The sequence below is a fragment of the Sinomicrobium endophyticum genome, assembly GCF_052983315.1.
Map to the genome: position 1 here is coordinate 38,937 of NZ_JBRKIS010000002.1, position 21,603 is coordinate 60,539.

Sequence of the window (21,603 nt, forward strand, 5' to 3'; positions counted from 1 at the left end):
TGGTTTGGTATTTGTGATTTCTATCGGATAAAATATTCCGGAGAGAAATCTAACCAGAGGCTGTCTGAATTCCGATCTCTGTAAATCCGGAGTTCCGGAAATCCCGTTGTCCTGTGTTTCAGAACAGGACAACGGGATTTTTTATCTCTTCTCTCCTTGTTATTACGCCCTTTGGTTTTGTTTCGCGCAGCTTATATGAGAGTTATATATCTTCCGGATAAGATGTTTCCTGTCATTTTTTTTATTGTGAAGTGGAGGAACTATTGGTGTACGGCGGAGAAAGTAAATGGAGATGTCTAAAAAGCCTTTTAACCACTAAGATCACAAAGAATACACAAAGAGCGCAAAGTTGTAAGTGTATGATTATAATATATTTATCGCTTTGAGTACTTTGTGCCTACTCCGTGCCCTTTGTGGTTTTAACTATTTTTAAGACTTCTAGACAACCTCATTTTTTTGCTATAAACCGGATATTTTACTGTTTTTTATGATCTTCCTGCCGTTTCAGCTTATGTAACAGTTCTCTGCTGAAATCCCTTTCCGCCCTTTTTAAGAGCAGGATTTTCTTAGCGGGCAAAACCCCTTTGAGGTTTCGGGTAAGCTGTACGTTTTCTTTGTATATTTTACTTTCGATATCTTCCAATTCAGCCAGTAAAAGATTGGCTTCCGCTTCGGACATATTGTCAATATCCCCGTTTCTTATGGGTTTTTTGATGTTTTTGTGCTCCTGGTGCCACAGCTCGGAAACATTGTCATAATACGTATTGTAGATGGGCCATAATTTCTGGGCTTCCTCCGTAGTGAGGGAAAGCTTTTCGGTTATATAAGCTACTTTAAGGGTTCTTATACGTTCTTTTTTGCTCTTTTCCTGTGTGTGTCCGGCTACGGAGAAAAGTAGCAGGAAGAGAGTAAAAAACAGGGTTTTAGGTGCTTTCATTGATCTTCGATTTTTATAAATATAGGATTGGCGGGGGATCATTGGTTAAAATTTATTTCGGAATAATTGATCATATTTTCTTCCAGGTAATGGATAAGGTCTTCTTCATTAAGAGAGGAAAAGCTTATGGAGTTAAGGTCTGTGCTGTCAAATACATCAGCAATATCTTCGGCATACACGGGCAGCATATGGTTCTCAATATAAAATTCCACTTCTTCCGGCTTTATACTGGCTATGGAATACATATCTCCGGATTCGGGGGAAGAGAGAATCTTCGGAAACACGGTCAGTAGTATCAAAACAACAGCAGCTACTGCCGATATGGAATAAACGATTCTTCGAAGTGTTAAAACAGGAACTTTATTTCTTTCTTCTTTTTCTCCGATAGCATTAAAGATATGGTCTTCCAGCCCCTCTATATAACCGGACGGAACCTCAAAACCATCCTGTTCCGGAATGTTTCGGCTTGTGGAAACCGATTGTATGATCCGTTCCTCCAGCATGTCAAAATAGCCTTCCGGGGTTCGGAATCCACTTTTGTTATTTTTTTTCTTCGGGTTCATAACTATTTGACTGTTTTAGAGATAGAAGGTTTAATCTCGTGTTAAAAAGTGCTCTATTTTTTTTACGGCATGATGATACGAAGCCTTCAGGGCACCTACGGAAGTATCCAGTATTTCAGACATTTCCTCATAAGTTACTCCTTCAAAATATTTCATATTAAATACCAGTTTCTGTTTTTCCGGCAATTTAGCTATGGCTTGTTGCAGCTTGCGTTGTATATCATCACCGTTAAAATACGTATCGGCATGAAGGTTTGCAACCAGTGATTCCTGCAGTTCCGAATTATCAATACCTTTTCTTTTTGCTTTGGCATTGAGAAAGGTTATGGATTCGTTTATAGCTATGCGGTACATCCAGGAGAACAGGCTGCTTTCTCCTTTGAATTTATCGATATTCCGATATATTTTTATAAAGGTGTTCTGAAGCACATCGTCGGCGTCATCATGATCAATTACTGTTCTCCGGATATGCCAGTACAGTCTCTCTTTATACAGGGAAACCAATTCTCGGAAAGCCTGCTCACGCGTATCGCTGTCTTTTAACTGGTGTACTAATGTTGAATCTGAAACCATTATCATTATGGATTAGACCATAGATGTATTGAAAAGTTTAAAAATATTAAATTAACAAAAAAACAAATGAAAGTTATGTTTAATGATTGTTTTTTGTGTTATTTATAAATAAATATGAAAAAATATAATTACCTTCGGGGCAGCTTTTTGACCAACCAATTCTTTTTTTGCTTATATAGGGTGAAAAAAGCCCAAATCTTACTGTGGAAGTAACATCCGTCTGAAAGGGCGGATGTTTTTTTATGCTTTTTTGCACTCTTTCTATACCCGCAGCGATCTATTCAAACGACTGCATATCCACCAGTTTCTTATAGGTTCCGTTCCTGGCAATCAATTCGCCGTGTGTTCCCTGTTCGGCTATTTCCCCTCTTTGCATCACTACGATGAGGTCGGCGCTCTGTATGGTGGAGAGCCGGTGTGCAATAACTACCGAAGTCCGGTTTTTCATCATGTTCTCCAGGGCTTTCTGGACGAGTTTTTCACTTTCGGTATCCAGTGCGGAGGTAGCTTCATCCAGTATCATTATGGGCGGGTTCTTCAATACGGCCCGGGCAATACTGAGCCTTTGTTTCTGTCCTCCGGAAAGTTTGTTTCCGCTATCTCCTATATTGGTATGTATGCCTTGCGGCAAAAGCGACACAAATTCATAGGCATTGGCCACTTTAAGAGCTTCAACGATCTCTTCGTCCGCAGCGTTTTCCTTCCCGAGGGAGACATTGGCCTTTACGGTATCGTTGAACAGGATGGAGTCTTGGGTTACCAATCCCATTAATCCCCGGAGCGAATGGAGTTCCATATCGCGGATATCCGTACCGTCTATGGAAATGCTTCCTTCCTGCACATCATAAAAGCGTGTAAGCAGGTTGGCTATCGTACTTTTTCCGCTGCCGGATTGCCCTACCAGGGCTACGGTTTTTCCTTTCGGAATATGCAGGGAGAAGTCTTTAAGTACTTTTTCTTCTTCGTATTGAAAGTTAATATGATCTATCCGGATCTCTTTCTCAAAATTATTTTTGGATATGGCACTCGGCGCATCTGCGATCGGGTTTCTTTCTTCGAGGATTTGCAATACCCTTTCGGCTGCGGCATTTCCCTTTTTTACACCGTATGAGGCTTTGGAAATTGCTTTTGCAGGGGTGAGTATATTATATGCCAGTCCTATATAGGCAATAAATGTGGGCCCGTTCAGACTTTTTTCTACCAATACCATATGCCCACCATACCACAATAATATGGCAATAACGATTATTCCCAGGAATTCGCTGGTAGGAGAAGCCAGGTTTTGGCGATTGAGTATGGAATTGGATAACTGGTAAAACCGTTTTGTAGAATCCCGAAAACGTCTGTAGAAGTAATTTTCGGAATTAAACCCCTTGATAACTTTAAGGCCTCCCAGTGTCTCTTCTATGATCGATAAAAAATATCCCTGTTCCAATTGTGCCTGGTCCGACTGTTTTTTCAGTCTTTTACCGATTATGGATATAATAAAACCGGATATGGGAACAAAAATGAAGACGAACAGGGTGAGCTTGGGGCTCAGTGCAAACATGGTTATAATGGTAAAAATAATAGTAAGGGGTTCCCTTACGATCAGTTCCAGAATAGAAAGAAAAGAATGCTGTATTTCCAGTACGTCCGAAGATATACGTGCTATAACATCGCCCTTTCTCTTTTCCGAAAAATATGCTATAGGCAGTTCCACTACCTTTTTATACATGGCATTTCTCAGGTCTTTCAATACACCGTTTCGCAAAAAGGTAATAAAGAACATCGCCAGGTAATTGAAAAGGTTTTTTAATAAAAACAAAGAAATAATGATGGCGACCATTACTCCGAGTGTGTATTCGGCTCCCCGTTCGTTCCCGGTGGTGGTAATGTAATAATTGAGGTAATTTTCCAGGAACGATTTCAAATGTCCGATATCCTCATAAACAGGGGGGGTGGTGATATTTTCCGCTTCGCCGAACAATACGGTAATCATGGGTATCAGGGATACCATAGAAAGTGTGGCGAACAACGCGTACAGAATGTTACAGATAACATTGAGCACTGCGTAGTTCCGGTAAGGCCGGGCAAAGCGAAAAATCTTTTTAAAATAATCCATTCAAATATGTTGTTTTTAAACATGTTTTCCCGGTGGCTTGCCACCGGGAAAGATCAAAAATAGGCGGACTGAAATTAAGCCTCTATACCGAGGTCAAGGAGAATATTATCTATCCTTTGGCACAATACTTTTTCAGTTGCTTCAAACCGGTCTGTAGAGTCCAGATCGGTATTGACACTTACATAGAATTTTATTTTAGGTTCGGTTCCGCTGGGTCTTGCAGCAATCTTACTGCCGTCTTCGGTATAGTAAATAAGCACGTTGGATTTAGGGATGTCTATAGTTTTTTCTTCTCCTGTTATCATATTTCGTGCTACGGAACTCTGGTAATCTTCTACCAGGGTAACCCGGGATCCATTGATCTGTTGTAAGGGTTTGTTTCTCAGGTCTGTCATGATTTGTTTTATTTCTTCGGCACCTTCCATGCCTTTCTTTACCAGAGAAACGAGATGCTCTTTGTAGAGCTTGAAATCTATATACATTTCCAGCAATTTCTCGTAGAGGGAGCTGCCTTCTGCTTTGGCTTGCGAGGCTATTTCACATGCCAGTAATGAAGCTGTTATGGCATCTTTGTCCCGTACAAAATCGCCCACCATAAAGCCGAAACTCTCTTCTCCACCACCTATAAAGGGTTGTTCCGGATGGTCTTTTATCATTTTGGCGATCCATTTGAACCCGGTCAGCCCGGTTTTACATTCCACACCGTAAGCTTCGGCCAGTTGGCTCATCATAGGAGTGGATACTATGGTAGAACCAATAAATTCTTTCCCGGTAATCTTTCCGTCTTTTTTCCATTGATCCAGTAGAAACCGGGTCATCAATACCATGGTCTGGTTACCGTTGAGTAAAACCAGTTTTCCCTGCCTGTCCCTCACCGCAATTCCCAGGCGGTCACCATCGGGGTCGGTACCAATAACCATATCGGCGCCGATTTCTTCGGCTTTTTTCATGGCTATGGTCAGGGCTTCGGGCTCTTCCGGGTTAGGAGATTTTACCGTAGGGAAATCGCCATCCGGAGTAGCTTGTTCTTCCACTAGATATACATTTTTATAACCGGCCCTTTTAAGAACTTCGGGCATGATGGTAATAGATGTTCCGTGCAGGGAAGTAAACACTATTTTAAAATCGTCTTTTCCTTTGGCGTTAAAGCTGCCGTTTTTTACCGAAGCGGCAATAAACGCTTCATCTACCTCTTTATCTATATAGGTAATGAGTTCGTTTTTGGGCGAAAACCGTATATCCTCAAAAGAAAGGCTGTTAATTTCCGCAATGATCTCCGCATCCTGCGGGGGCACTATTTGTCCGCCGTCTGTCCAGTACACTTTATAACCGTTGTATTCCGGCGGGTTATGCGATGCGGTAAGCACAATACCACAATGACATCCAAGGTGTTTTACGGCGAAAGAAAGTTCCGGAGTAGGGCGCAGGGCCGAAAACAGGTATACCTTGATACCGTTGGCAGAGAATACCTCGGCCACTACTTTGGCCAGGGTATCGCTGTTATGGCGGCAATCATAGGCAATGGCTACTTTTAATTCTTCATCCTGGTAGGTCTTTTTAATGTAATTACTTAGCCCTTGCGTATTTTTCCCAAGGGTATATCTATTGATCCGGTTACTTCCTGTTCCCATAATACCGCGCATTCCACCGGTACCGAATTCCAGGTTTTTATAAAAGCTCTCCGTAAGTTCTTTCGGGGAGTTTTCCATCAGTTGTCGTATGTTTTCTTTGGTAGCCTCGTCAAATGCCGGGCTGAGCCACTCATTTACCTTTTCGAGAATTTTTTCGTTTACTTGCATTTTTTCGATGTATTGGAAGTTCATTACTTGGATTGCCTTGCCTCAAATAAATGTATTTTCAGTTCTGTCTTTTACCCGGGAATACTGCCCGCCCTTCTTCTTTTTGTTCTTCTTTCCGAATATCAACGTTCAGGATATCCGATATCTTATACCTGTCGTTATTTGTTTTTGTTCGAAGTATAATTTCTCCGAGAAATCCGGCCAGGAATAATTGCGAACCGATGATCATTGTAGCCAAAGCTATAAAAAACCACGGATTTTGTGTTACCAGTATGGTGGGCTGGTAGTGGTAAAGCTTGTAGAGTTTATCTACCCCGATGTAACCGGCAGACAAAAGACCGATGAGAAACATCACGACGCCCCACGCTCCGAAAAGGTGCATGGGACGTTTACCGAAACGGGAGAGAAACCAGATGGTGATCAGGTCGAGGAAGCCGTGAATAAAGCGTTCCATACCAAACTTGGTCTTTCCGTATTTTCGCGACTGGTGTTGTACTATTTTTTCTTCGATCCGGGTAAACCCTGCATTTTTAGCCAGAACAGGAATATAGCGGTGCATTTCCCCGTACACCTCGATGTTTTTTATTACTTCTTTTCTGTAAGCTTTGAGGCCGCAGTTAAAATCGTGAAGTTTTAGTCCGGAAGTTTTCCTCGCTGCCCAGTTAAACAGTTTGGAGGGGATGTTTTTGGTAAGGATATCGTCGTACCGCTTCTTTTTCCATCCCGATATAAGGTCGTATTTCTGTTCGGTAATAAGATGGTAAAGTCCGGGGATCTCCTCCGGGTTATCCTGCAGGTCGGCATCCATAGTTATCACTACTTCGCCACGTATCATACGAAATCCTGCGTGCAATGCCTGAGACTTGCCGTAATTGCGGAAAAAACGTATACCTTTTACCGCTTTGTTCTCCGCGGCAAGAGCCTCTATGGTTTCCCAGGAGCCGTCCGTACTACCGTCATCAATAAAAATTATCTCATAAGAAAAGCGATTGGATTGCATTACCCGTGCAATCCAATCGTGTAATTCCCGTAAAGACTCCTGTTCGTTCAGTAGTGGTATTACTACAGATATGTTCATGGGCAAATATTAAAATACTTCCCAAATTTACGTAAAATTGTTTCACTGGAGATTTTTCGGGTATGTATTGAGAGGGTATTTGCTTAATGAATTAATGTTTGGGTTCTGTTTTTTTGAGAATAGCACCAACAATCAGAGCAACAACAAATCCTATGAACATATTAAAAATTAGTATTATAGGGTACGTAATCCAAAAGAATTTTTGTTGCATTTGAATGGCATTGTCTATTTGGTCTTGTGTTAGGGCCGGATTTTGTTCTACCATAGTAGTCCGACTCAGTGCTGCGAGTTTTTCATGAAAATCAGGTTCAATGACATTTACATATAATAATAAATAAAGTACCGTAATAATCCCGGAAATAGCAGCAGCACCTATACCGATCTTGAGGGAATCGCTGATTGTAAGGAAGCCGTGTTGGGTTTTTTTGAATTGATAAATCGCAAAAAAGATAATAACTACCAGAATTAAGGTAGAAATGATCTGTTTACTGGCACTTTGGTCATATTGCATGTCCATAAAGTGTAGCATCAAGCTAAAAATGATACCTGCAACCCCTATAAGTAATCCATAGATCAGTGCAAATTTCCCTGTTGTTGGTTGTTTAGTTTCTTCCATGATTGAAAATTTTGGTTAAAAGTACTTAATTAGTGGCCGTAACCCCGCATTTTGTTACATATTTGCATACAATATTTTTATAAGGGCATATTTTTTTTTGAAATGGTATTGTATATTCTGTAAATATACTTAAATTTGCACCTCGAATTTTAGGAGAAAGAAATAAATATAACGGCGATGAAAAAAGGCATACATCCGGAAAATTATAGATTGGTAGCGTTCAAAGACATGTCAAACGACGATGTTTTTATCACCAAATCCACCGCAGATACTAAAGAGACTTTAGAATTAGAAGGTGTGGAATACCCATTGGTAAAACTGGAAATTTCCAGGACATCACATCCTTATTACACCGGAAAATCCAAATTGGTGGATACTGCCGGACGTATTGATAAGTTCAAGAACAAATACGCAAAATTCAAGAAATAATTTTTGCGAACTTAAAAATATACAAACCTCTGAGAAATCAGAGGTTTTTTTATTTTTACACAAAACTCACACACTATGAACTACATTCTTTTTGACGGCCCTGTCCGCAATGCGCTCCTGCCTTTTACATTTACAAGGCCGGTAGCGGATATCCGGATCGGGATACTGACCATAAAGGAAAAATGGGAAAATCTCCTTAGCCAGGCAGTCTCGACGCTTACGGAGGATTATCTTTCCGTTAAATTTCCCCTGGTACGTGAAGAGGAGAATATTCTTATCGATGCCTCTTTTTTGCCTGAACCCGGATTGGTTGATATGATAAAACAATTACAACCCGGTGAAGCGGTATCGGGAGGAGGAAATATAATAGCCTACTACAGCGAGGAAGGGCGTGAAGAAACAAATTTTTCGGTTTTCCGGAAAAAGGAATATACAGGGAGCCCGGTGCGAATAGAAAATACTTGGGATATATTTTCAAAGAACAGGGAGGCTCTTCAGGCGGATTTTGAGCTGCTTACCAAAGGCAGGAAGAGTATGCCCATTCCGGATGGAGTGCAGGTGATAGCCCCGGAAAATATTTTTATAGAAGAAGGTGCGGAAATGTATTTTTCTACCCTTAATGCATCCGACGGACCTGTATATATAGGGAAGAATACCCTGGTTATGGAAGGTTGCCATATTCGCGGAGGTTTTGCGCTTTGCGAAGGAAGTATCATAAAAATGGGAGCTAAGATATACGGAGCTACTACCGTAGGACCCTATTGTAAAGTGGGGGGAGAGATCAATAATTCGGTTCTTTTCTCTTATTCCAATAAAGGACATGAAGGTTTTCTCGGAAATGCTGTTTTGGGAGAATGGTGCAATATCGGGGCAGACAGCAATAATTCCAACATGAAAAATAATTATGATGATGTAAAACTGTGGAGCTATGAGGAAGAGGAATTTAAAAGAACGGGGTTGCAGTTTTGTGGACTGATAATGGGAGACCATAGTAAATGTGGTATCAATACGATGTTCAATACGGGAACGGTCGTAGGGGTCAATACCAATATTTACGGTAGCGGCCTGCCGCGTAATTTTGTTCCCGATTTTTCCTGGGGAGGGGCAAGTGGCTTTACCGTGTATACCCTATCCAAGGCAATAGCTTCTGCACAAAAAGCTTCGATAAGACGTAACGTGACATTTACGGAGGAAGACGCCAGGATCCTGGAATACGTTTTTGAAACTACAAAGAAATGGCGCTGGGACTAAAGACTTTTTCAGAAAGATATTTTATGGATATAAACAAAGCCGGAAGCATCAATGCTTCCGGCTTTGCTTTATGTGGTGCCCGGTCAGAATTCAGTTTTTCAACAGGGTAGTATTGAATATTTTCAGGATTCGTTTGTATTCATCTGTCCAGCTGCTGGGTTCTGTAAATCCGTGGTCTTCCGCAGGGTAAACGGCCATTTCCCAGTTGTCTTTCCCGAGTTCTATCAGGCGTTGTGAAAGTCGTACCACATCCTGGAAATGGACATTGACATCTACCATGCCATGGGCTATGAGCAGATTGCCTTTAAGTCCTTCCGCAAAGTAGATAGGAGAGGATTTCCGGTATGCTTCCGGGTCATTAAAAGGTTCGTTGAGTATATTGGATGTGTACCCGTGATTGTAATGTGCCCAGTCCGTAACAGACCGGAGAGCGGCCCCCGAAGTAAAAGTGTCACCTTCCTTGAACATGGCCATCAGCGTGATAAAACCACCGTAGCTGCCTCCGTAAATACCTATGCTTTCCCGGGCAATCCCATGTTCGTTAATGAGGTATCCGGCCCCGTCTACCTGGTCCGACAGGTCTTTTCCTCCCATATGCCGGTAAATGGCAGTACGCCAGTCTCTTCCGTACCCGGCGCTACCCCGGTAATCGATGTCCAGAACGGTATAGCCCAGATCCGTGAGCAGATTGTGGAACATGTATTCCCGGAAATAAGATGACCACCATTTATGTGCATTCTGCAGATATCCCGCACCGTGCACAAATATTATCGCTGCGTTGTTTTTTACGCCCTGTTCCGGAACATATAACCGGGCGGGGACTTCCGTGCCGTCGGCAGCAGTGAAATGTATTAGTTTCGGATCGCGCCAGGGATAGGCTGCAAAATCTTCCGATTGTCCGGAGGTGAGTTGTATTTCCTTTGCACTGGCTGTATTTTTACTGAGATAAAGTTCCCAGGGCTTATTGCTGTAGGCGTAACGAATAGCCAGGTGTTTTTCGTCCGGTGACAGGGATACTTCATTGTTTCCTGTGCTGGAAGTCAGTTTTTCCATCTTTCCGCCATAGAGCGGCATTTTGTAGAAATGGCGCTCTCCGGGATGTACTTCGGAAGTCGTGAGGTACCAGCTTTTATCGTCCCTGGATACGAATGGATTAAACACTTCAAAACTACCTGAAGTCAGTGCTTTTTTCTTCCTGGTAGTTACATCCAGGAGGTAAAGGTGTGAATACCCGGTTTCTTCGGACTGGAAATAAATGTGTTTGTTGTCGGGTAGCCAGCCAAGTACGCCACCACCCATGCTCCACCCGATACCGGGGCCTGCTATCCAGGCTTCGTCCCGTTGACGGTCCAGGCTTTTCAGGCTGCCGTCTTCCGGGTTCAGCAATGCTATCCAGCGATCCTTATTGTCTTTGGAACGTACATTTACAACAATATACTTGCCGTTCGGAGAAAAAGAAGCCCCGGAGACCATAACTTCTCTTTCGGTAGATTCCCGGTCTTTGTCGGGGTAATCCTTTACATAATCCGGTAAATCCCCGATGCCCGGAAGGTCTCCTGTTTTTACCAGGTATACGGTGTCTTTTTGCAGGTTGTATACTGCCAGTTCCGTCTTTGTATTTTCTTCACCTACCTTGGTACGGGTATTCAGATCGGTGGTATACCCGGAAGCATCAATGTAGTTGGGAACAATGGTGCTTTTGGAATCCCCGCGGGCACGAAGGCTGAAAACGGCGAATCGTTCATCGGGGGACAATTTCAGGTTTAAGACTTGTTTGTCGCCCGAATAGAATGTGTAAGGTTCTTTTTCCGTGATCATTTCCCGGTATGCTTTGGTTTCTTCTTTCTTCTCTTCTCTTTCGCGTACCACCCGAAGCAATTCCAGGTTGTCATCCCGAAGCCATTTTTCTTTGGGAGAAACTCCTTTTTCTTTTTTGTTGTCCGCTTCCCCTTCTTTAATGTTGGTTACCTGTCTTGTTTGTCCCGTTGCCAGGGAGTAGGTGAAAAGATTACTGCCGGCATAAAAGGCTATTTTGCTTTCGTCAGCAAGAAATTCCGGAAATCCTACAGGGCTCTCCATTTGTAAAAGTTCGGTTTGTTGTCTCTTTTTTAAGTCGTAGATAAAGAGACTTTTGTCCTTAATGAATAATTTTTTTGTCCGGGTTTTATTGTAGCTTCCGTTTTCCGGGATCAGGGCCTTAGCTTCTTTGGCGTGGACTTTTTCGATGGTTTTGGGCGACTTTATCTTTATTCGGTAAAGAGAGTCCGAAGGGTCGTTATCCCGGTTGTATTTAAAATAGAGTGTTTCACCGTGTTCGTCCCATCGTACGTCCGAAGGGAAAGTGCCCATCCAGCGGGGGTCCTGCATGATCTTTTCGACACTGAGACTGCTTGTCTGTGCGCTAACGAAGCAGGAAATACAAATAAAAAGGAATGGCAAGGTAATTTTTTGTAACATGAGTAAACAGTTTTAAACGCAGTCCACGAATCTACAGATTTTTTTTAACTTGGTTCTAAATACTTTAAGTAACTTTGCACTCCCGAAATAAGCACAAACGATTCATTTCTAGTGTTTTCGGGGAAGCGTGGAATTTATAATCAGGCAGGAACATGGATCAAAGGAAAAAGGTGGCTTTTTATACATTGGGATGCAAACTGAATTTTTCGGAAACATCTACCATTGCCCGGGATTTCGGGGATAGAGGGTTTGACCGTGTTGATTTTGAAGAAACAGCGGATATTTATGTTATAAACACCTGTTCGGTGACGGAAAATGCCGATCGGCAGTTTAAACAGGTAGTAAAGAAAGCCCTGAAAAATAACGAAAACGCTTTTGTGGCCGCTGTGGGCTGCTATGCCCAGTTGAAGCCGGAAGAGCTCGCTGCTGTGGATGGTGTAGACCTGGTATTGGGAGCTACGGAAAAATTCAAGATCACCGATTATATAAACGACCTGTCCAAAAATGACTTCGGACAGGTGCACTCCTGTGAAATAGAGGAAGCGGATTTTTATGTAGGAAGTTACTCTATAGGCGACCGTACCCGTGCTTTTCTAAAAGTACAGGATGGTTGTGATTATAAGTGTACGTATTGTACCATTCCGCTGGCACGGGGAATATCCCGAAGCGATACGCTGGAAAATGTGTTACACAATGCTAGGGAAATATCCCGGAAGAATATCCGGGAGATCGTTCTTACCGGGGTCAATATAGGGGATTACGGCAAAGGAGAGTTCGGAAACAAGAAACACGAACACACCTTTCTGGACCTGGTGCAGGCGCTGGATAAAGTAGAAGGCATAGAACGCCTTCGTATTTCTTCGATAGAGCCCAACCTGCTGAAGAACGAAACTATAGAATTTGTAGCGGACAGCAGGACTTTTGTTCCGCACTTTCATATTCCCCTGCAATCCGGAAGTAACAATATCCTGAAAAAAATGCGACGCAGGTATCTTCGCGAACTTTATGTGGAGCGGGTACGGAAAATAAAAGAAGTGATGCCGCATGCGTGTATCGGGGTGGATGTTATCGTAGGATTTCCCGGAGAAACGAACGACCATTTCCTGGAAACCTATCACTTTTTAAATGAACTGGACATATCGTATCTCCATGTATTTACTTATTCCGAAAGGGATAATACCTTCGCGGTGGAAATGGACGGTGTGGTGCCTAAAAAAGTCAGGGCCAAAAGAAGTAAAATGCTAAGGGGTTTGTCCGTGAAAAAACGCCGTGCGTTTTATGAAAGTCAACTGGGAACTACCCGGACTGTACTTTTCGAAGGGGAGAACAAGGCAGGGTATATACATGGATTTACGGAGAACTACGTAAAGGTCAAGGCTCCCTGGAACCCGGAATTGGTGAATACCCTGCATACGATCGTGCTTAAAGATATAGATGAAGACGGATTGGTCCGTTTTGATTTTGTCAACGAAGAAGTTTATGCTTCCTGAATTGTAGCTGTTAAAAAAACATTTTCCCGGTAACTATGATGAGATATAGCTTGCTTTCCTTTTTTACTTTGGTATTGTTAGGGTGTGGTACCGGAAAATCGGTGATCGCCGATAAAAACTACAGTTCAGATAGTCTGGATGTACGCCGGATTTCCGATCATGCCTATATACATACATCTTATATGGATGTGGAAGGTTTTGGCAGGGTTGCCTGTAACGGGGCCGTATTTTTTGACAGGGGAGAAGCCATTGTCTTCGATACTCCCGGAGATGACAACGTCTCGGAAGAGCTGATCTTTTGGGTGAAAGATTCCTTGCATTGTAAGATCAAAGCAGTTATCCCTACACATTTTCATAAAGATTGTCTTGGCGGACTGGAAGCATTCCATCGCCGGGGTATACCTTCTTATGCGGGCAATGCAACTATTGCGTTGGCAGCGTCTAATGCTTCCCCGGTTCCTCAGAATGGTTTAGGTCTTCTTTCCGGAACATTCCGGGTGGGAAGTAAGGAAATAGTTGTGGAATACCCGGGAGAAGGGCATACGAAAGATAATATAACGGGGTACCTCCCGGATGACGGTGTATTATTCGGAGGTTGCCTGGTCAAAGCTACCGGGGCAAATAAAGGGAATCTTGAAGATGCCAATGTTATTGCGTGGCCGGAAACAATCCGGAAAATAAAGGCAAAATATCCCGGCTTAAAAAAGGTTATCCCGGGACATGGTAACCCGGGAGGTAAGGAATTGCTGAACTACACCATAGACTTATTCCGGCCGTAAACTTTTTTGGTTTTAGCCGAGTCCGTATAGTATTTTCACGCCATCCGATCCTTGCAACGGTACTGAAAAAGCACAGGGAGTCTGATTTTTATCTCAAATTCGTATACCTACCGGAAGCAGGTCCTTGTATTCTTTGTGTTTTCGCAGAAATCCCGCTATTTCCGGGCTTGTAGGGACTACTCTGAGATTGCGTTCCTCTACGATTTGTAATACGGACTCGATAAAGTCGTCTTTCAGGTGCTCGTCGAAGTTCTCCGGAAGAACCAGTTTGGTCAGGAATATCTTTTTATCCTGGGAAGAGTACTCTATTTTGGCCAGTTTACCGTTTATACGGGTTTCGAACTGGCGCAAAAAGTCATTGTCTTTAACAGCTACTTCACTCATCGTTTTTGGTTTTATTTACTGGAATTATAGTATAAGCGTAAGCGGAATCCGGGAGTATCCGGGTACCGGACGATCCGGGTTTTATTGTGCATGAGATATACACCTTTGTTTTTCATCTTAAATTTTTCTCTGTGCAAGAATTGTAGGAGAAATGTTTCTTTTTCTTCCGTAAAGTCTAAATTTGTAGAGAACTACGAAAAACCTCAGACTTTACGCTGGATTGTCGTTTCCCGAAACCGTTCTGAAAAACGGAAGGAAACCATGGTATTCATGATTTGCGGGTACAAAGATACGAAAAAATACTAAGAGTCTATTATACAAACAAATAACAAATTGATGGATACGCCCAGAATACCTGTTTACTTTATGCCCGGCATGGCCGCAAGTCCGCTTATATTTGAGAATATCCGGTTGCCGGCAGACCGTTTTGATGTGTATTACCTGGAATGGATATTACCCCTGGAAAACGAATCATTACAAGATTATGCCCTGAGGATGAGTGCCAATATAAAACACGAAGCACCGGTGCTTGTAGGCGTGTCATTCGGTGGTATGCTGGTACAGGAGATGGCGGCATATGTGAAACCGCGAAAAGTAATTGTCATATCTAGTGTCAAGTGCAGGGAAGAACTGCCGGCCAGGATGTTATTTGCACGGTATACCAAGGCGTATAAACTGCTCCCTACGGGCTTGGTTAACAATGTGGAACTTTTGGCCAGGTACGCTTTTGGTGAAGCGGTAACCAAAAGATTGCAACTCTATGAGAAATATTTATCTGTCCGCAACAAAAAATACATCGATTGGGCTATTGATGCCATTGTCCGTTGGGACAGGGAAGACATTCTTCCGGGGATTATCCATATTAACGGGGATAAAGATCCTGTATTTCCTATTGGCAGGATCAAAGATTGTATCCGTATTGAACGGGGTACGCATATTATGATTATAAATCGGTATAAATGGTTTAATGAGCATCTTCCTTCGCTCATTGCGAATTAAAAACAATTGTTTGTTCGGATTTTGTAACAGGGATTTTTTTTACCTTTACAGTGTGTTTATGGGGATATCCGTAGTTGTTTTTATATGATTGCGGAAATATCTGCGTTAGTGTTAACGAGTAACAGAGATCAAAATGAAAGTTATGGAATGGTTGAAAAAAGGTCTTATGGCCATAGGGATTGTAGCGCTGGCAGGTTTTTTTCTGAGTTCGGTGCAAGGAGAAGGGAAAGATGCCATGGAAGTGGAAAAAGCTCCGGAGGTAAGTGATAAAGCTGTAGGTGATTACAACGTATACGCTATCGATTTCATGGATAATATGAATTTTGCCGGGGAGGTAGTGCCTTTGGATGAACCCGATATACGGGAACGTATGGACCGGGAAATACTGGTGAATACTTACTGGCAATCTAACGGACTGTTGCTTATAAAAAGAGCACATAAATATTTTCCGGTTATCGAGCCTATACTGGCGAAACACGGCATACCGGACGATTTTAAATACCTTGCGGTTATTGAAAGCGGACTGCAGAATGCGGTATCACCTGCAAGAGCTACCGGGTTCTGGCAGATCATGAGTGCTACAGGTAAGGAACACGGGCTGGAGGTGAACGGGAATGTGGATGAACGTTATAACCTGGAGAAATCTACCGAAGTGGCCTGCGATTACCTTAAGAAAGCAAAGAATTTATTCGGAAGCTGGACGCTGGCGGCGGCGGCATACAATGCCGGAAGAACCGGAGTATCCAGGCAACTGGAAAGACAAAACGAAAGCGATTATTACGATATTTTACTGGGCGAGGAAACCGGCAGATATCTTTTTCGAATACTCGCTATTAAAGAAATACTGTCCAATCCGCAGAAATACGGATTTAATATAGAACCCAAACACATGTATACCCATATCCCCACACGTAAAGTGGAAGTGAATTATGAAATAGCAGATCTTGCAGATTTTGCCAAAAAACAGGGGATCAACTACAAAATACTTAAAATACACAATCCGTGGCTCCGGGAAACCAAACTCAATAATAAATCCGGAAAGAAATACTTTATAGAGATCCCTGAGAAAGGATACTATAATGTACGAAGTTAGAAAAGAGTTCGGAGCACGAAGATGAAAAAACTTCGAACTTCGGGCTTCGAACTTCAAACTTAAATCTTTTTCATTTGCTGTTGCATCATCTTTATCTGATCGGCAAGCATGTTCTGTTTGTCCAGTTTTTTGGCTTCATTGAGCAGGGTGGTAGCTTCGCGCTTTCTGCGTTTTTGCATGGCTATTCCTGCAAGGCTCAGTTTGGCCATGGCAACATCATAGTTCATGGAAAGCCCTAGTTTCAGAGCCCTTTTGAAGTGTTTTTCTGCCTGGGTAAGATTATTTTGAGAAGCCATGATACCATGGAGGTAATTGTAATACCCCTGCTGCTTTCGGATGAGGGCTGCTTCGGGGTTTTTGATCTTGTTCAGCCATTTGGCAGTCCCTTCGAAATCCTGTTTACGCATGCGAAGAAAGGCAAGAAGTATCATTTCATTTCGGAAGTAAAGGAAAATGAACACCAGCGAAAGTAATATCAGGAATATACCGTTACCTATATTACTTTCGATAAACTGATAAACTGCATAGCCAATGATAAGCGCCGCGATAACTAATTTTAGATTTTTATTGAACATGTTATAGTTTTTTAAGAATGCACTGTGGCGAACAAGGATGCAAAGTTAAAAAAAAGTCATGGAGCACGTATCGTATATATCAAATTTCCATGTAATAAATACCGGAAACATCACATTCGGATTCTATGAGCGGAATTGTCGGGTTTCGGATATACGGAATATCAAACGGTTGCCGGCATCAGGAGCGAAAGGTAGTGACGGAAAATATTTTTTTTAAATGGTTTGTCTAAATAAAAACTCTTCGTATATTTGCGCCGCACTTTTGTGGAGGAATCTCGTGCATAATGAATTAGGTATTTTTAAAGAAGTTTTAAGATATTAGACAATGAAAAGAACATTTCAACCCTCAAAGAGAAAGAGAAGGAACAAGCACGGTTTTAGAGAGAGAATGGCGTCTGTGGACGGTAGAAAAGTGCTTGCCCGAAGAAGGGCAAAAGGAAGAAAGAAATTAACCGTATCTTCCGAACCAAGGCATAAGAAATAATGCTATTGAAATTCTATTCATATAAAGGTGTTACTTTAAAGAGTGACACCTTTTTTTATACCTGATCTGCTCATAATTCGTTTAAATAACACAATACCAAAGAAATGCCAAAAAGAAAAGATCTAAAATGTATTCTGATTATCGGTTCGGGGCCTATCATCATAGGACAGGCGTGTGAGTTTGACTATGCCGGTTCGCAATCCCTGCGTTCGCTGAGAGAAGACGGAGTGGAAACTGTTTTGATAAACAGTAATCCGGCTACCATTATGACAGACCCGTCCATGGCAGATCACGTATACCTGAAGCCGCTCACTACAAAATCCATTATAGACATACTCAAGGCGCACCCGAATATAGATGCCGTACTGCCCACTATGGGAGGGCAGACAGCATTGAACCTTTGTATAGAAGCTGACGAAAAAGGAATTTGGAAAGACTTTAATGTGGAAATCATCGGAGTAGATATCGATGCCATTAATATTACAGAAGACAGGGAGAAATTCCGCGTATTACTGGAGCAGATAGATATTCCCGTAGCTCCCTCCAGAACGGCTACTTCCTATCTGAAAGGAAAAGAGATAGCACAGGAATTCGGATTTCCGCTGGTTATCCGGCCTTCCTTTACCCTGGGAGGTACCGGGGCCTCTTTTGTGCACAGAAAAGAAGACTTTGACGAATTGCTTACCAGGGGGCTCGAAGCATCCCCGATACATGAAGTGCTCATAGATAAAGCCCTTCTGGGATGGAAAGAATATGAACTGGAACTGCTCCGGGATAGAAATGATAACGTGGTTATCATCTGTACTATAGAAAATATGGATCCTATGGGCATCCATACGGGAGACTCCATAACCGTGGCGCCCGCCATGACACTTTCGGATACCACATTCCAGAAAATGCGGGATATGGCCATTAAAATGATGTGTAGCATCGGGGACTTTGCTGGCGGTTGTAATGTACAGTTTGCCGTGAGCCCTGATGAGAAAGAAGATATAATTGCCATTGAAATAAATCCGAGGGTATCCCGTTCTTCTGCCCTGGCTTCCAAGGCTACCGGGTATCCTATTGCAAAGATTGCTACCAAGCTGGCCCTTGGATATACCCTGGACGAACTGGATAACCAGATTACCAAATCCACTTCGGCCCTGTTTGAGCCAACCCTCGACTATGTTATTGTAAAGATACCGAGATGGAACTTCGACAAGTTCGAAGGTTCCGACAGAACCCTGGGGCTGCAAATGAAATCCGTAGGAGAGGTAATGGGGATAGGACGTTCGTTTCAGGAAGCGCTTCACAAGGCTACGCAGTCTCTGGAGATTAAGAGAAACGGACTTGGTGCCGACGGGAAAGGGTATAAGAATTACGATCAGATCATCGAAAAACTGACTTATGCCAGTTGGGACAGGGTGTTTGTTATTTACGATGCCATTCAAATGGGGATACCGCTTAGCAGGATACATGAAATTACTAAAATAGATATGTGGTTCCTCAAGCAATACGAAGAGCTGCACCATCTGGAAAAGGAAATATCCACCTATACCATAGAATCCCTGTCCAAAGAACTGTTGCTCGAAGCCAAGCAAAAAGGTTTTGCCGACAGGCAGATAGCACATATGCTGGATTGCTGGGAAAGCGAAGTGTATAAAAGAAGAGAAGAACTCGGTGTAAAACGTATTTATAAACTGGTAGATACCTGTGCTGCCGAATTTAAGGCACAGACACCTTATTATTACTCTACTTTCGAAGATGAAATAGAAACTGCGGACGGGCAACGTTTTGTCGATAACGAAAGCGAAGTTACCCCGAAGAAAAAAATAGTGGTGCTCGGTTCCGGACCCAACCGTATAGGGCAGGGTATTGAATTTGATTACTGTTGCGTACACGGTGTTCTGGCAGCTGCGGAATGCGGATACGAGACTATTATGATAAACTGTAACCCGGAGACGGTGTCCACGGATTTTGATACGGCAGACAAACTCTATTTTGAACCGGTTTTCTGGGAACATATTTACGATATCATCCGCCACGAGAACCCGGAAGGGGTAATCGTGCAGTTAGGGGGGCAAACCGCACTTAAACTTGCGGAAAAACTCGATAAGTACGGTATTAAGATCATCGGTACCAGTTTTGAGTCCCTCGACCTGGCGGAAGACAGGGGAAGTTTTTCCACACTGCTTAAAGACAACGATATTCCTTACCCGGAATTTGGTGTTGCGGAGACAGCGGAAGAAGCACTTAAGCTATCGGACGAACTGAATTTCCCTATCCTGGTGAGACCTTCGTATGTACTCGGAGGACAGGGAATGAAAATCGTGATCAATAAAGAAGAACTGGAAGAGCATGTTGTAGACCTGCTCCGTAAGATACCTAACAACAAATTATTGCTGGACCACTACCTGGATGGTGCCATAGAAGCCGAAGCAGATGCTATATGCGACGGGGAGAATGTCTATATCATAGGTATAATGGAGCATATAGAACCCTGTGGTATTCACTCCGGCGACTCCAATGCAACATTGCCACCGTTTAACCTCGGAGAATTTGTTTTACAACAGATTAAAGACCACACCCATAAAATAGCGCTGGCGCTCAATACCGTCGGACTTATCAATATACAGTTCGCTATCAAGGACGATGTGGTGTTTATCATTGAGGCTAACCCGAGAGCGTCCAGGACGGTACCGTTTATCGCCAAGGCCTACGGAGAACCTTATGTGAATTATGCAACTAAGGTAATGCTGGGGGAAAATAAGGTTACGGACTTTGATTTTAACCCGAAACTGAGCGGATATGCTATAAAACAACCGGTCTTCTCTTTCAATAAATTCCCTAATGTGAACAAGAACCTGGGGCCTGAAATGAAAAGTACGGGAGAGGGCATCCTGTTTATAGACAGTCTTAAGGACGATCAGTTCTATGAACTGTACACCAGAAGAAAGATGTACCTCAGTAAATAATTATCAGTGGTGCAAGCCATAATAAAATTGCCCGGGTGTATACGGAAAAGCAGTATATGCCCGGGCAACTATTTTTATCCGGGAAACCAGGCTTTTACCGATACCAGTCTCGCAGTCTGACTTCAATACCTTTATTTCCCGCATCTACCAGTCTTTTAAACTTTTCCGTATCGCTCATATCCGGCCGGCCACGATAGTGATAAGGGTATACGATGACGGGCTTAAAATCCAGAACGGCATCGGCTGCCTGTTCCACCGTCATGGTGTAGGGGAGGTTCATACATACAAAAGCGACATCGATATTTTTAAGGGCCCTCATTTCAGGAATATCTTCCGTGTCGCCACTTATATATATCCTTTTATCATCCAGGGTAAGTACATAACCGTTTCCCCGTCCCTTTACATGTGGGGCCTCTTTGCTCTCCGGAAGATTATACATGGGTAAGGCCTCCACGGTAATACCCGATATTTTTTTCTTTTCCCCGTTTTTCATGATTATCATCTTGCTTTTATAGCTTTCCGGAAGCTGATCTGCAACGGCCTGTGGTACTATAAAGGTAGTCCTGGAGGTATCCAGATCCCCCAAAGTATTTTTGTCCAGGTGATCCCCGTGGATATCCGAAATGAAAACGATATCCGGAGCCTTTATACCGGAAAACTTTTCAGCACCGCCATAAGGATCGGAATAGATGGAGATGTCTTTCCATTGCAGGGCAAGAGTGCCGTGGAATACGGGTCGGATAACAATGTTATTTCCCTTTTCTGTAATAAGAGTATCCGGATTTACCTGGGAAAATACGCTACAGGTGAATAAACAGCCAAGAGCGGTAAAGCCGAGTAAGACAATATATCTTTTCATGAATTTATAGATTACAGGTTATACGATTTCTAAAATTACGAAAAGATTCCGAACCGGTTTCCGAACCTGTATATGTACGGAGATATATTAAGAATTACCTTAAAATTTTCCGTGTATCCGTGGCAAAACAGACTTTGCGTCTCCCGGAAACCTATGGATTTCTAGCCCGAAGTGGT

At 42.7% G+C, this 21,603-nt stretch carries 19 protein-coding genes; 8 read left to right on the top strand and 11 right to left on the bottom strand.

The features are described 5' to 3' along the window. Positions 1-475: 475 nt before the first annotated feature. The 7 genes from ACVBDU_RS00420 to ACVBDU_RS00450 all read right to left on the bottom strand — a co-directional run bounded on the left by ACVBDU_RS00420 (position 476) and on the right by ACVBDU_RS00450 (position 7,670). Complete coding sequence (locus ACVBDU_RS00420; RefSeq protein ID WP_447177805.1) at positions 476-937, bottom strand: sensor of ECF-type sigma factor; 462 nt, start codon at positions 935-937, stop codon at positions 476-478. A 38-nt stretch (positions 938-975) separates the two neighbouring features. Further along, positions 976-1,500, bottom strand: coding sequence for a hypothetical protein (locus tag ACVBDU_RS00425; RefSeq protein ID WP_447177806.1), 525 nt, complete (start codon positions 1,498-1,500; stop codon positions 976-978). Between the two features lie 30 nt (positions 1,501-1,530). Next, positions 1,531-2,073 carry an RNA polymerase sigma factor gene (locus ACVBDU_RS00430; RefSeq protein ID WP_447177807.1) on the bottom strand — a complete coding sequence of 181 codons (543 nt, stop codon included), beginning with the start codon at positions 2,071-2,073 and terminating at the stop codon, positions 1,531-1,533. Between the two features lie 277 nt (positions 2,074-2,350). Beyond that, the gene (locus ACVBDU_RS00435) at positions 2,351-4,177 is read right to left on the bottom strand and encodes an ABC transporter ATP-binding protein (RefSeq protein WP_447177808.1); all 1,827 of its coding nucleotides are present in this window, start codon (positions 4,175-4,177) and stop codon (positions 2,351-2,353) included. A 74-nt stretch (positions 4,178-4,251) separates the two neighbouring features. Continuing rightward, positions 4,252-5,976 (bottom strand): phospho-sugar mutase, encoded by a 1,725-nt coding sequence (locus ACVBDU_RS00440; protein ID WP_447177809.1) that lies wholly within the window; start codon positions 5,974-5,976, stop codon positions 4,252-4,254. Between the two features lie 58 nt (positions 5,977-6,034). Further along, positions 6,035-7,054 (bottom strand): glycosyltransferase family 2 protein, encoded by a 1,020-nt coding sequence (locus ACVBDU_RS00445; protein WP_447177810.1) that lies wholly within the window; start codon positions 7,052-7,054, stop codon positions 6,035-6,037. A 91-nt stretch (positions 7,055-7,145) separates the two neighbouring features. Next, positions 7,146-7,670 carry a DUF4199 domain-containing protein gene (locus ACVBDU_RS00450; RefSeq protein ID WP_447177811.1) on the bottom strand — a complete coding sequence of 175 codons (525 nt, stop codon included), beginning with the start codon at positions 7,668-7,670 and terminating at the stop codon, positions 7,146-7,148. A gap of 177 nt (positions 7,671-7,847) precedes the next feature. On the opposite strand from ACVBDU_RS00450, the gene ACVBDU_RS00455 reads away from it, so the two are divergent. After that, a complete protein-coding gene (locus ACVBDU_RS00455; RefSeq protein WP_447177812.1) occupies positions 7,848-8,099 on the top strand; it encodes a type B 50S ribosomal protein L31 in 252 nt (83 codons plus the stop codon). A gap of 75 nt (positions 8,100-8,174) precedes the next feature. Next, positions 8,175-9,350 (top strand): GlmU family protein, encoded by a 1,176-nt coding sequence (locus ACVBDU_RS00460; RefSeq protein WP_447177813.1) that lies wholly within the window; start codon positions 8,175-8,177, stop codon positions 9,348-9,350. A gap of 90 nt (positions 9,351-9,440) precedes the next feature. Here the strand turns inward: ACVBDU_RS00460 and ACVBDU_RS00465 are convergent, their stop codons facing one another. Then, entirely contained in the window at positions 9,441-11,807 is a 2,367-nt protein-coding gene (locus tag ACVBDU_RS00465; protein WP_447177814.1) for a S9 family peptidase, read from the bottom strand. 152 nt (positions 11,808-11,959) lie between these two features. Between ACVBDU_RS00465 and mtaB the strand changes: the two genes are divergently transcribed. Next, positions 11,960-13,297, top strand: a complete 1,338-nt coding sequence (gene mtaB / locus ACVBDU_RS00470) for a tRNA (N(6)-L-threonylcarbamoyladenosine(37)-C(2))-methylthiotransferase MtaB (RefSeq protein WP_447177815.1) — start codon at positions 11,960-11,962, stop codon at positions 13,295-13,297. Positions 13,298-13,332: 35 nt separating this feature from the next. Then, positions 13,333-14,076 carry a subclass B1 metallo-beta-lactamase gene (gene bla, locus ACVBDU_RS00475; protein ID WP_447177816.1) on the top strand — a complete coding sequence of 248 codons (744 nt, stop codon included), beginning with the start codon at positions 13,333-13,335 and terminating at the stop codon, positions 14,074-14,076. Positions 14,077-14,169: 93 nt separating this feature from the next. On the opposite strand, the gene ACVBDU_RS00480 is transcribed toward bla, so the two are convergent. Continuing rightward, positions 14,170-14,460, bottom strand: a complete 291-nt coding sequence (locus tag ACVBDU_RS00480; RefSeq protein ID WP_447177817.1) for a GNAT family N-acetyltransferase — start codon at positions 14,458-14,460, stop codon at positions 14,170-14,172. Positions 14,461-14,796: 336 nt separating this feature from the next. On the opposite strand from ACVBDU_RS00480, the gene ACVBDU_RS00485 reads away from it, so the two are divergent. Further along, a complete protein-coding gene (locus ACVBDU_RS00485) occupies positions 14,797-15,459 on the top strand; it encodes an alpha/beta fold hydrolase (protein WP_447177818.1) in 663 nt (220 codons plus the stop codon). A 142-nt stretch (positions 15,460-15,601) separates the two neighbouring features. Continuing rightward, a complete protein-coding gene (locus tag ACVBDU_RS00490; RefSeq protein ID WP_447177819.1) occupies positions 15,602-16,552 on the top strand; it encodes a lytic transglycosylase domain-containing protein in 951 nt (316 codons plus the stop codon). A 59-nt stretch (positions 16,553-16,611) separates the two neighbouring features. Here ACVBDU_RS00490 and ACVBDU_RS00495 read toward each other — a convergent pair whose 3' ends face one another. Beyond that, a complete protein-coding gene (locus tag ACVBDU_RS00495) occupies positions 16,612-17,127 on the bottom strand; it encodes a DUF2892 domain-containing protein (protein ID WP_447177820.1) in 516 nt (171 codons plus the stop codon). Positions 17,128-17,452: 325 nt separating this feature from the next. On the opposite strand from ACVBDU_RS00495, the gene rpmH reads away from it, so the two are divergent. Then, positions 17,453-17,611 (top strand): 50S ribosomal protein L34, encoded by a 159-nt coding sequence (gene rpmH, locus ACVBDU_RS00500; protein WP_447177821.1) that lies wholly within the window; start codon positions 17,453-17,455, stop codon positions 17,609-17,611. Positions 17,612-17,715: 104 nt separating this feature from the next. Then, on the top strand, positions 17,716-20,568 hold the full coding sequence (gene carB, locus ACVBDU_RS00505) for a carbamoyl-phosphate synthase large subunit (protein ID WP_447177822.1): 2,853 nt from the start codon (positions 17,716-17,718) through the stop codon (positions 20,566-20,568). Between the two features lie 94 nt (positions 20,569-20,662). Here the strand turns inward: carB and ACVBDU_RS00510 are convergent, their stop codons facing one another. After that, the gene (locus ACVBDU_RS00510) at positions 20,663-21,427 is read right to left on the bottom strand and encodes an MBL fold metallo-hydrolase (protein ID WP_447177823.1); all 765 of its coding nucleotides are present in this window, start codon (positions 21,425-21,427) and stop codon (positions 20,663-20,665) included. Positions 21,428-21,603 lie beyond the last annotated feature (176 nt).

Bases quoted from the DNA above. Each gene is read 5' to 3' on its own strand.
- ACVBDU_RS00445 (WP_447177810.1), bottom strand. From the start codon at position 7,054: ATGAACATATCTGTAGTAATACCACTACTGAACGAACAGGAGTCTTTA.
- ACVBDU_RS00465 (WP_447177814.1), bottom strand. From the start codon at position 11,807: ATGTTACAAAAAATTACCTTGCCATTCCTTTTTATTTGTATTTCCTGC.
- ACVBDU_RS00440 (WP_447177809.1), bottom strand. From the start codon at position 5,976: ATGCAAGTAAACGAAAAAATTCTCGAAAAGGTAAATGAGTGGCTCAGC.
- ACVBDU_RS00480 (WP_447177817.1), bottom strand. From the start codon at position 14,460: ATGAGTGAAGTAGCTGTTAAAGACAATGACTTTTTGCGCCAGTTCGAA.
- rpmH (WP_447177821.1), top strand. From the start codon at position 17,453: ATGAAAAGAACATTTCAACCCTCAAAGAGAAAGAGAAGGAACAAGCAC.
- ACVBDU_RS00455 (WP_447177812.1), top strand. From the start codon at position 7,848: ATGAAAAAAGGCATACATCCGGAAAATTATAGATTGGTAGCGTTCAAA.
- mtaB (WP_447177815.1), top strand. From the start codon at position 11,960: ATGGATCAAAGGAAAAAGGTGGCTTTTTATACATTGGGATGCAAACTG.
- ACVBDU_RS00460 (WP_447177813.1), top strand. From the start codon at position 8,175: ATGAACTACATTCTTTTTGACGGCCCTGTCCGCAATGCGCTCCTGCCT.
- ACVBDU_RS00485 (WP_447177818.1), top strand. From the start codon at position 14,797: ATGGATACGCCCAGAATACCTGTTTACTTTATGCCCGGCATGGCCGCA.
- ACVBDU_RS00510 (WP_447177823.1), bottom strand. From the start codon at position 21,427: ATGAAAAGATATATTGTCTTACTCGGCTTTACCGCTCTTGGCTGTTTA.
- bla (WP_447177816.1), top strand. From the start codon at position 13,333: ATGATGAGATATAGCTTGCTTTCCTTTTTTACTTTGGTATTGTTAGGG.
- ACVBDU_RS00425 (WP_447177806.1), bottom strand. From the start codon at position 1,500: ATGAACCCGAAGAAAAAAAATAACAAAAGTGGATTCCGAACCCCGGAA.
- ACVBDU_RS00490 (WP_447177819.1), top strand. From the start codon at position 15,602: ATGGAATGGTTGAAAAAAGGTCTTATGGCCATAGGGATTGTAGCGCTG.
- ACVBDU_RS00495 (WP_447177820.1), bottom strand. From the start codon at position 17,127: ATGTTCAATAAAAATCTAAAATTAGTTATCGCGGCGCTTATCATTGGC.
- ACVBDU_RS00450 (WP_447177811.1), bottom strand. From the start codon at position 7,670: ATGGAAGAAACTAAACAACCAACAACAGGGAAATTTGCACTGATCTAT.
- ACVBDU_RS00435 (WP_447177808.1), bottom strand. From the start codon at position 4,177: ATGGATTATTTTAAAAAGATTTTTCGCTTTGCCCGGCCTTACCGGAAC.
- ACVBDU_RS00430 (WP_447177807.1), bottom strand. From the start codon at position 2,073: ATGGTTTCAGATTCAACATTAGTACACCAGTTAAAAGACAGCGATACG.
- carB (WP_447177822.1), top strand. From the start codon at position 17,716: ATGCCAAAAAGAAAAGATCTAAAATGTATTCTGATTATCGGTTCGGGG.
- ACVBDU_RS00420 (WP_447177805.1), bottom strand. From the start codon at position 937: ATGAAAGCACCTAAAACCCTGTTTTTTACTCTCTTCCTGCTACTTTTC.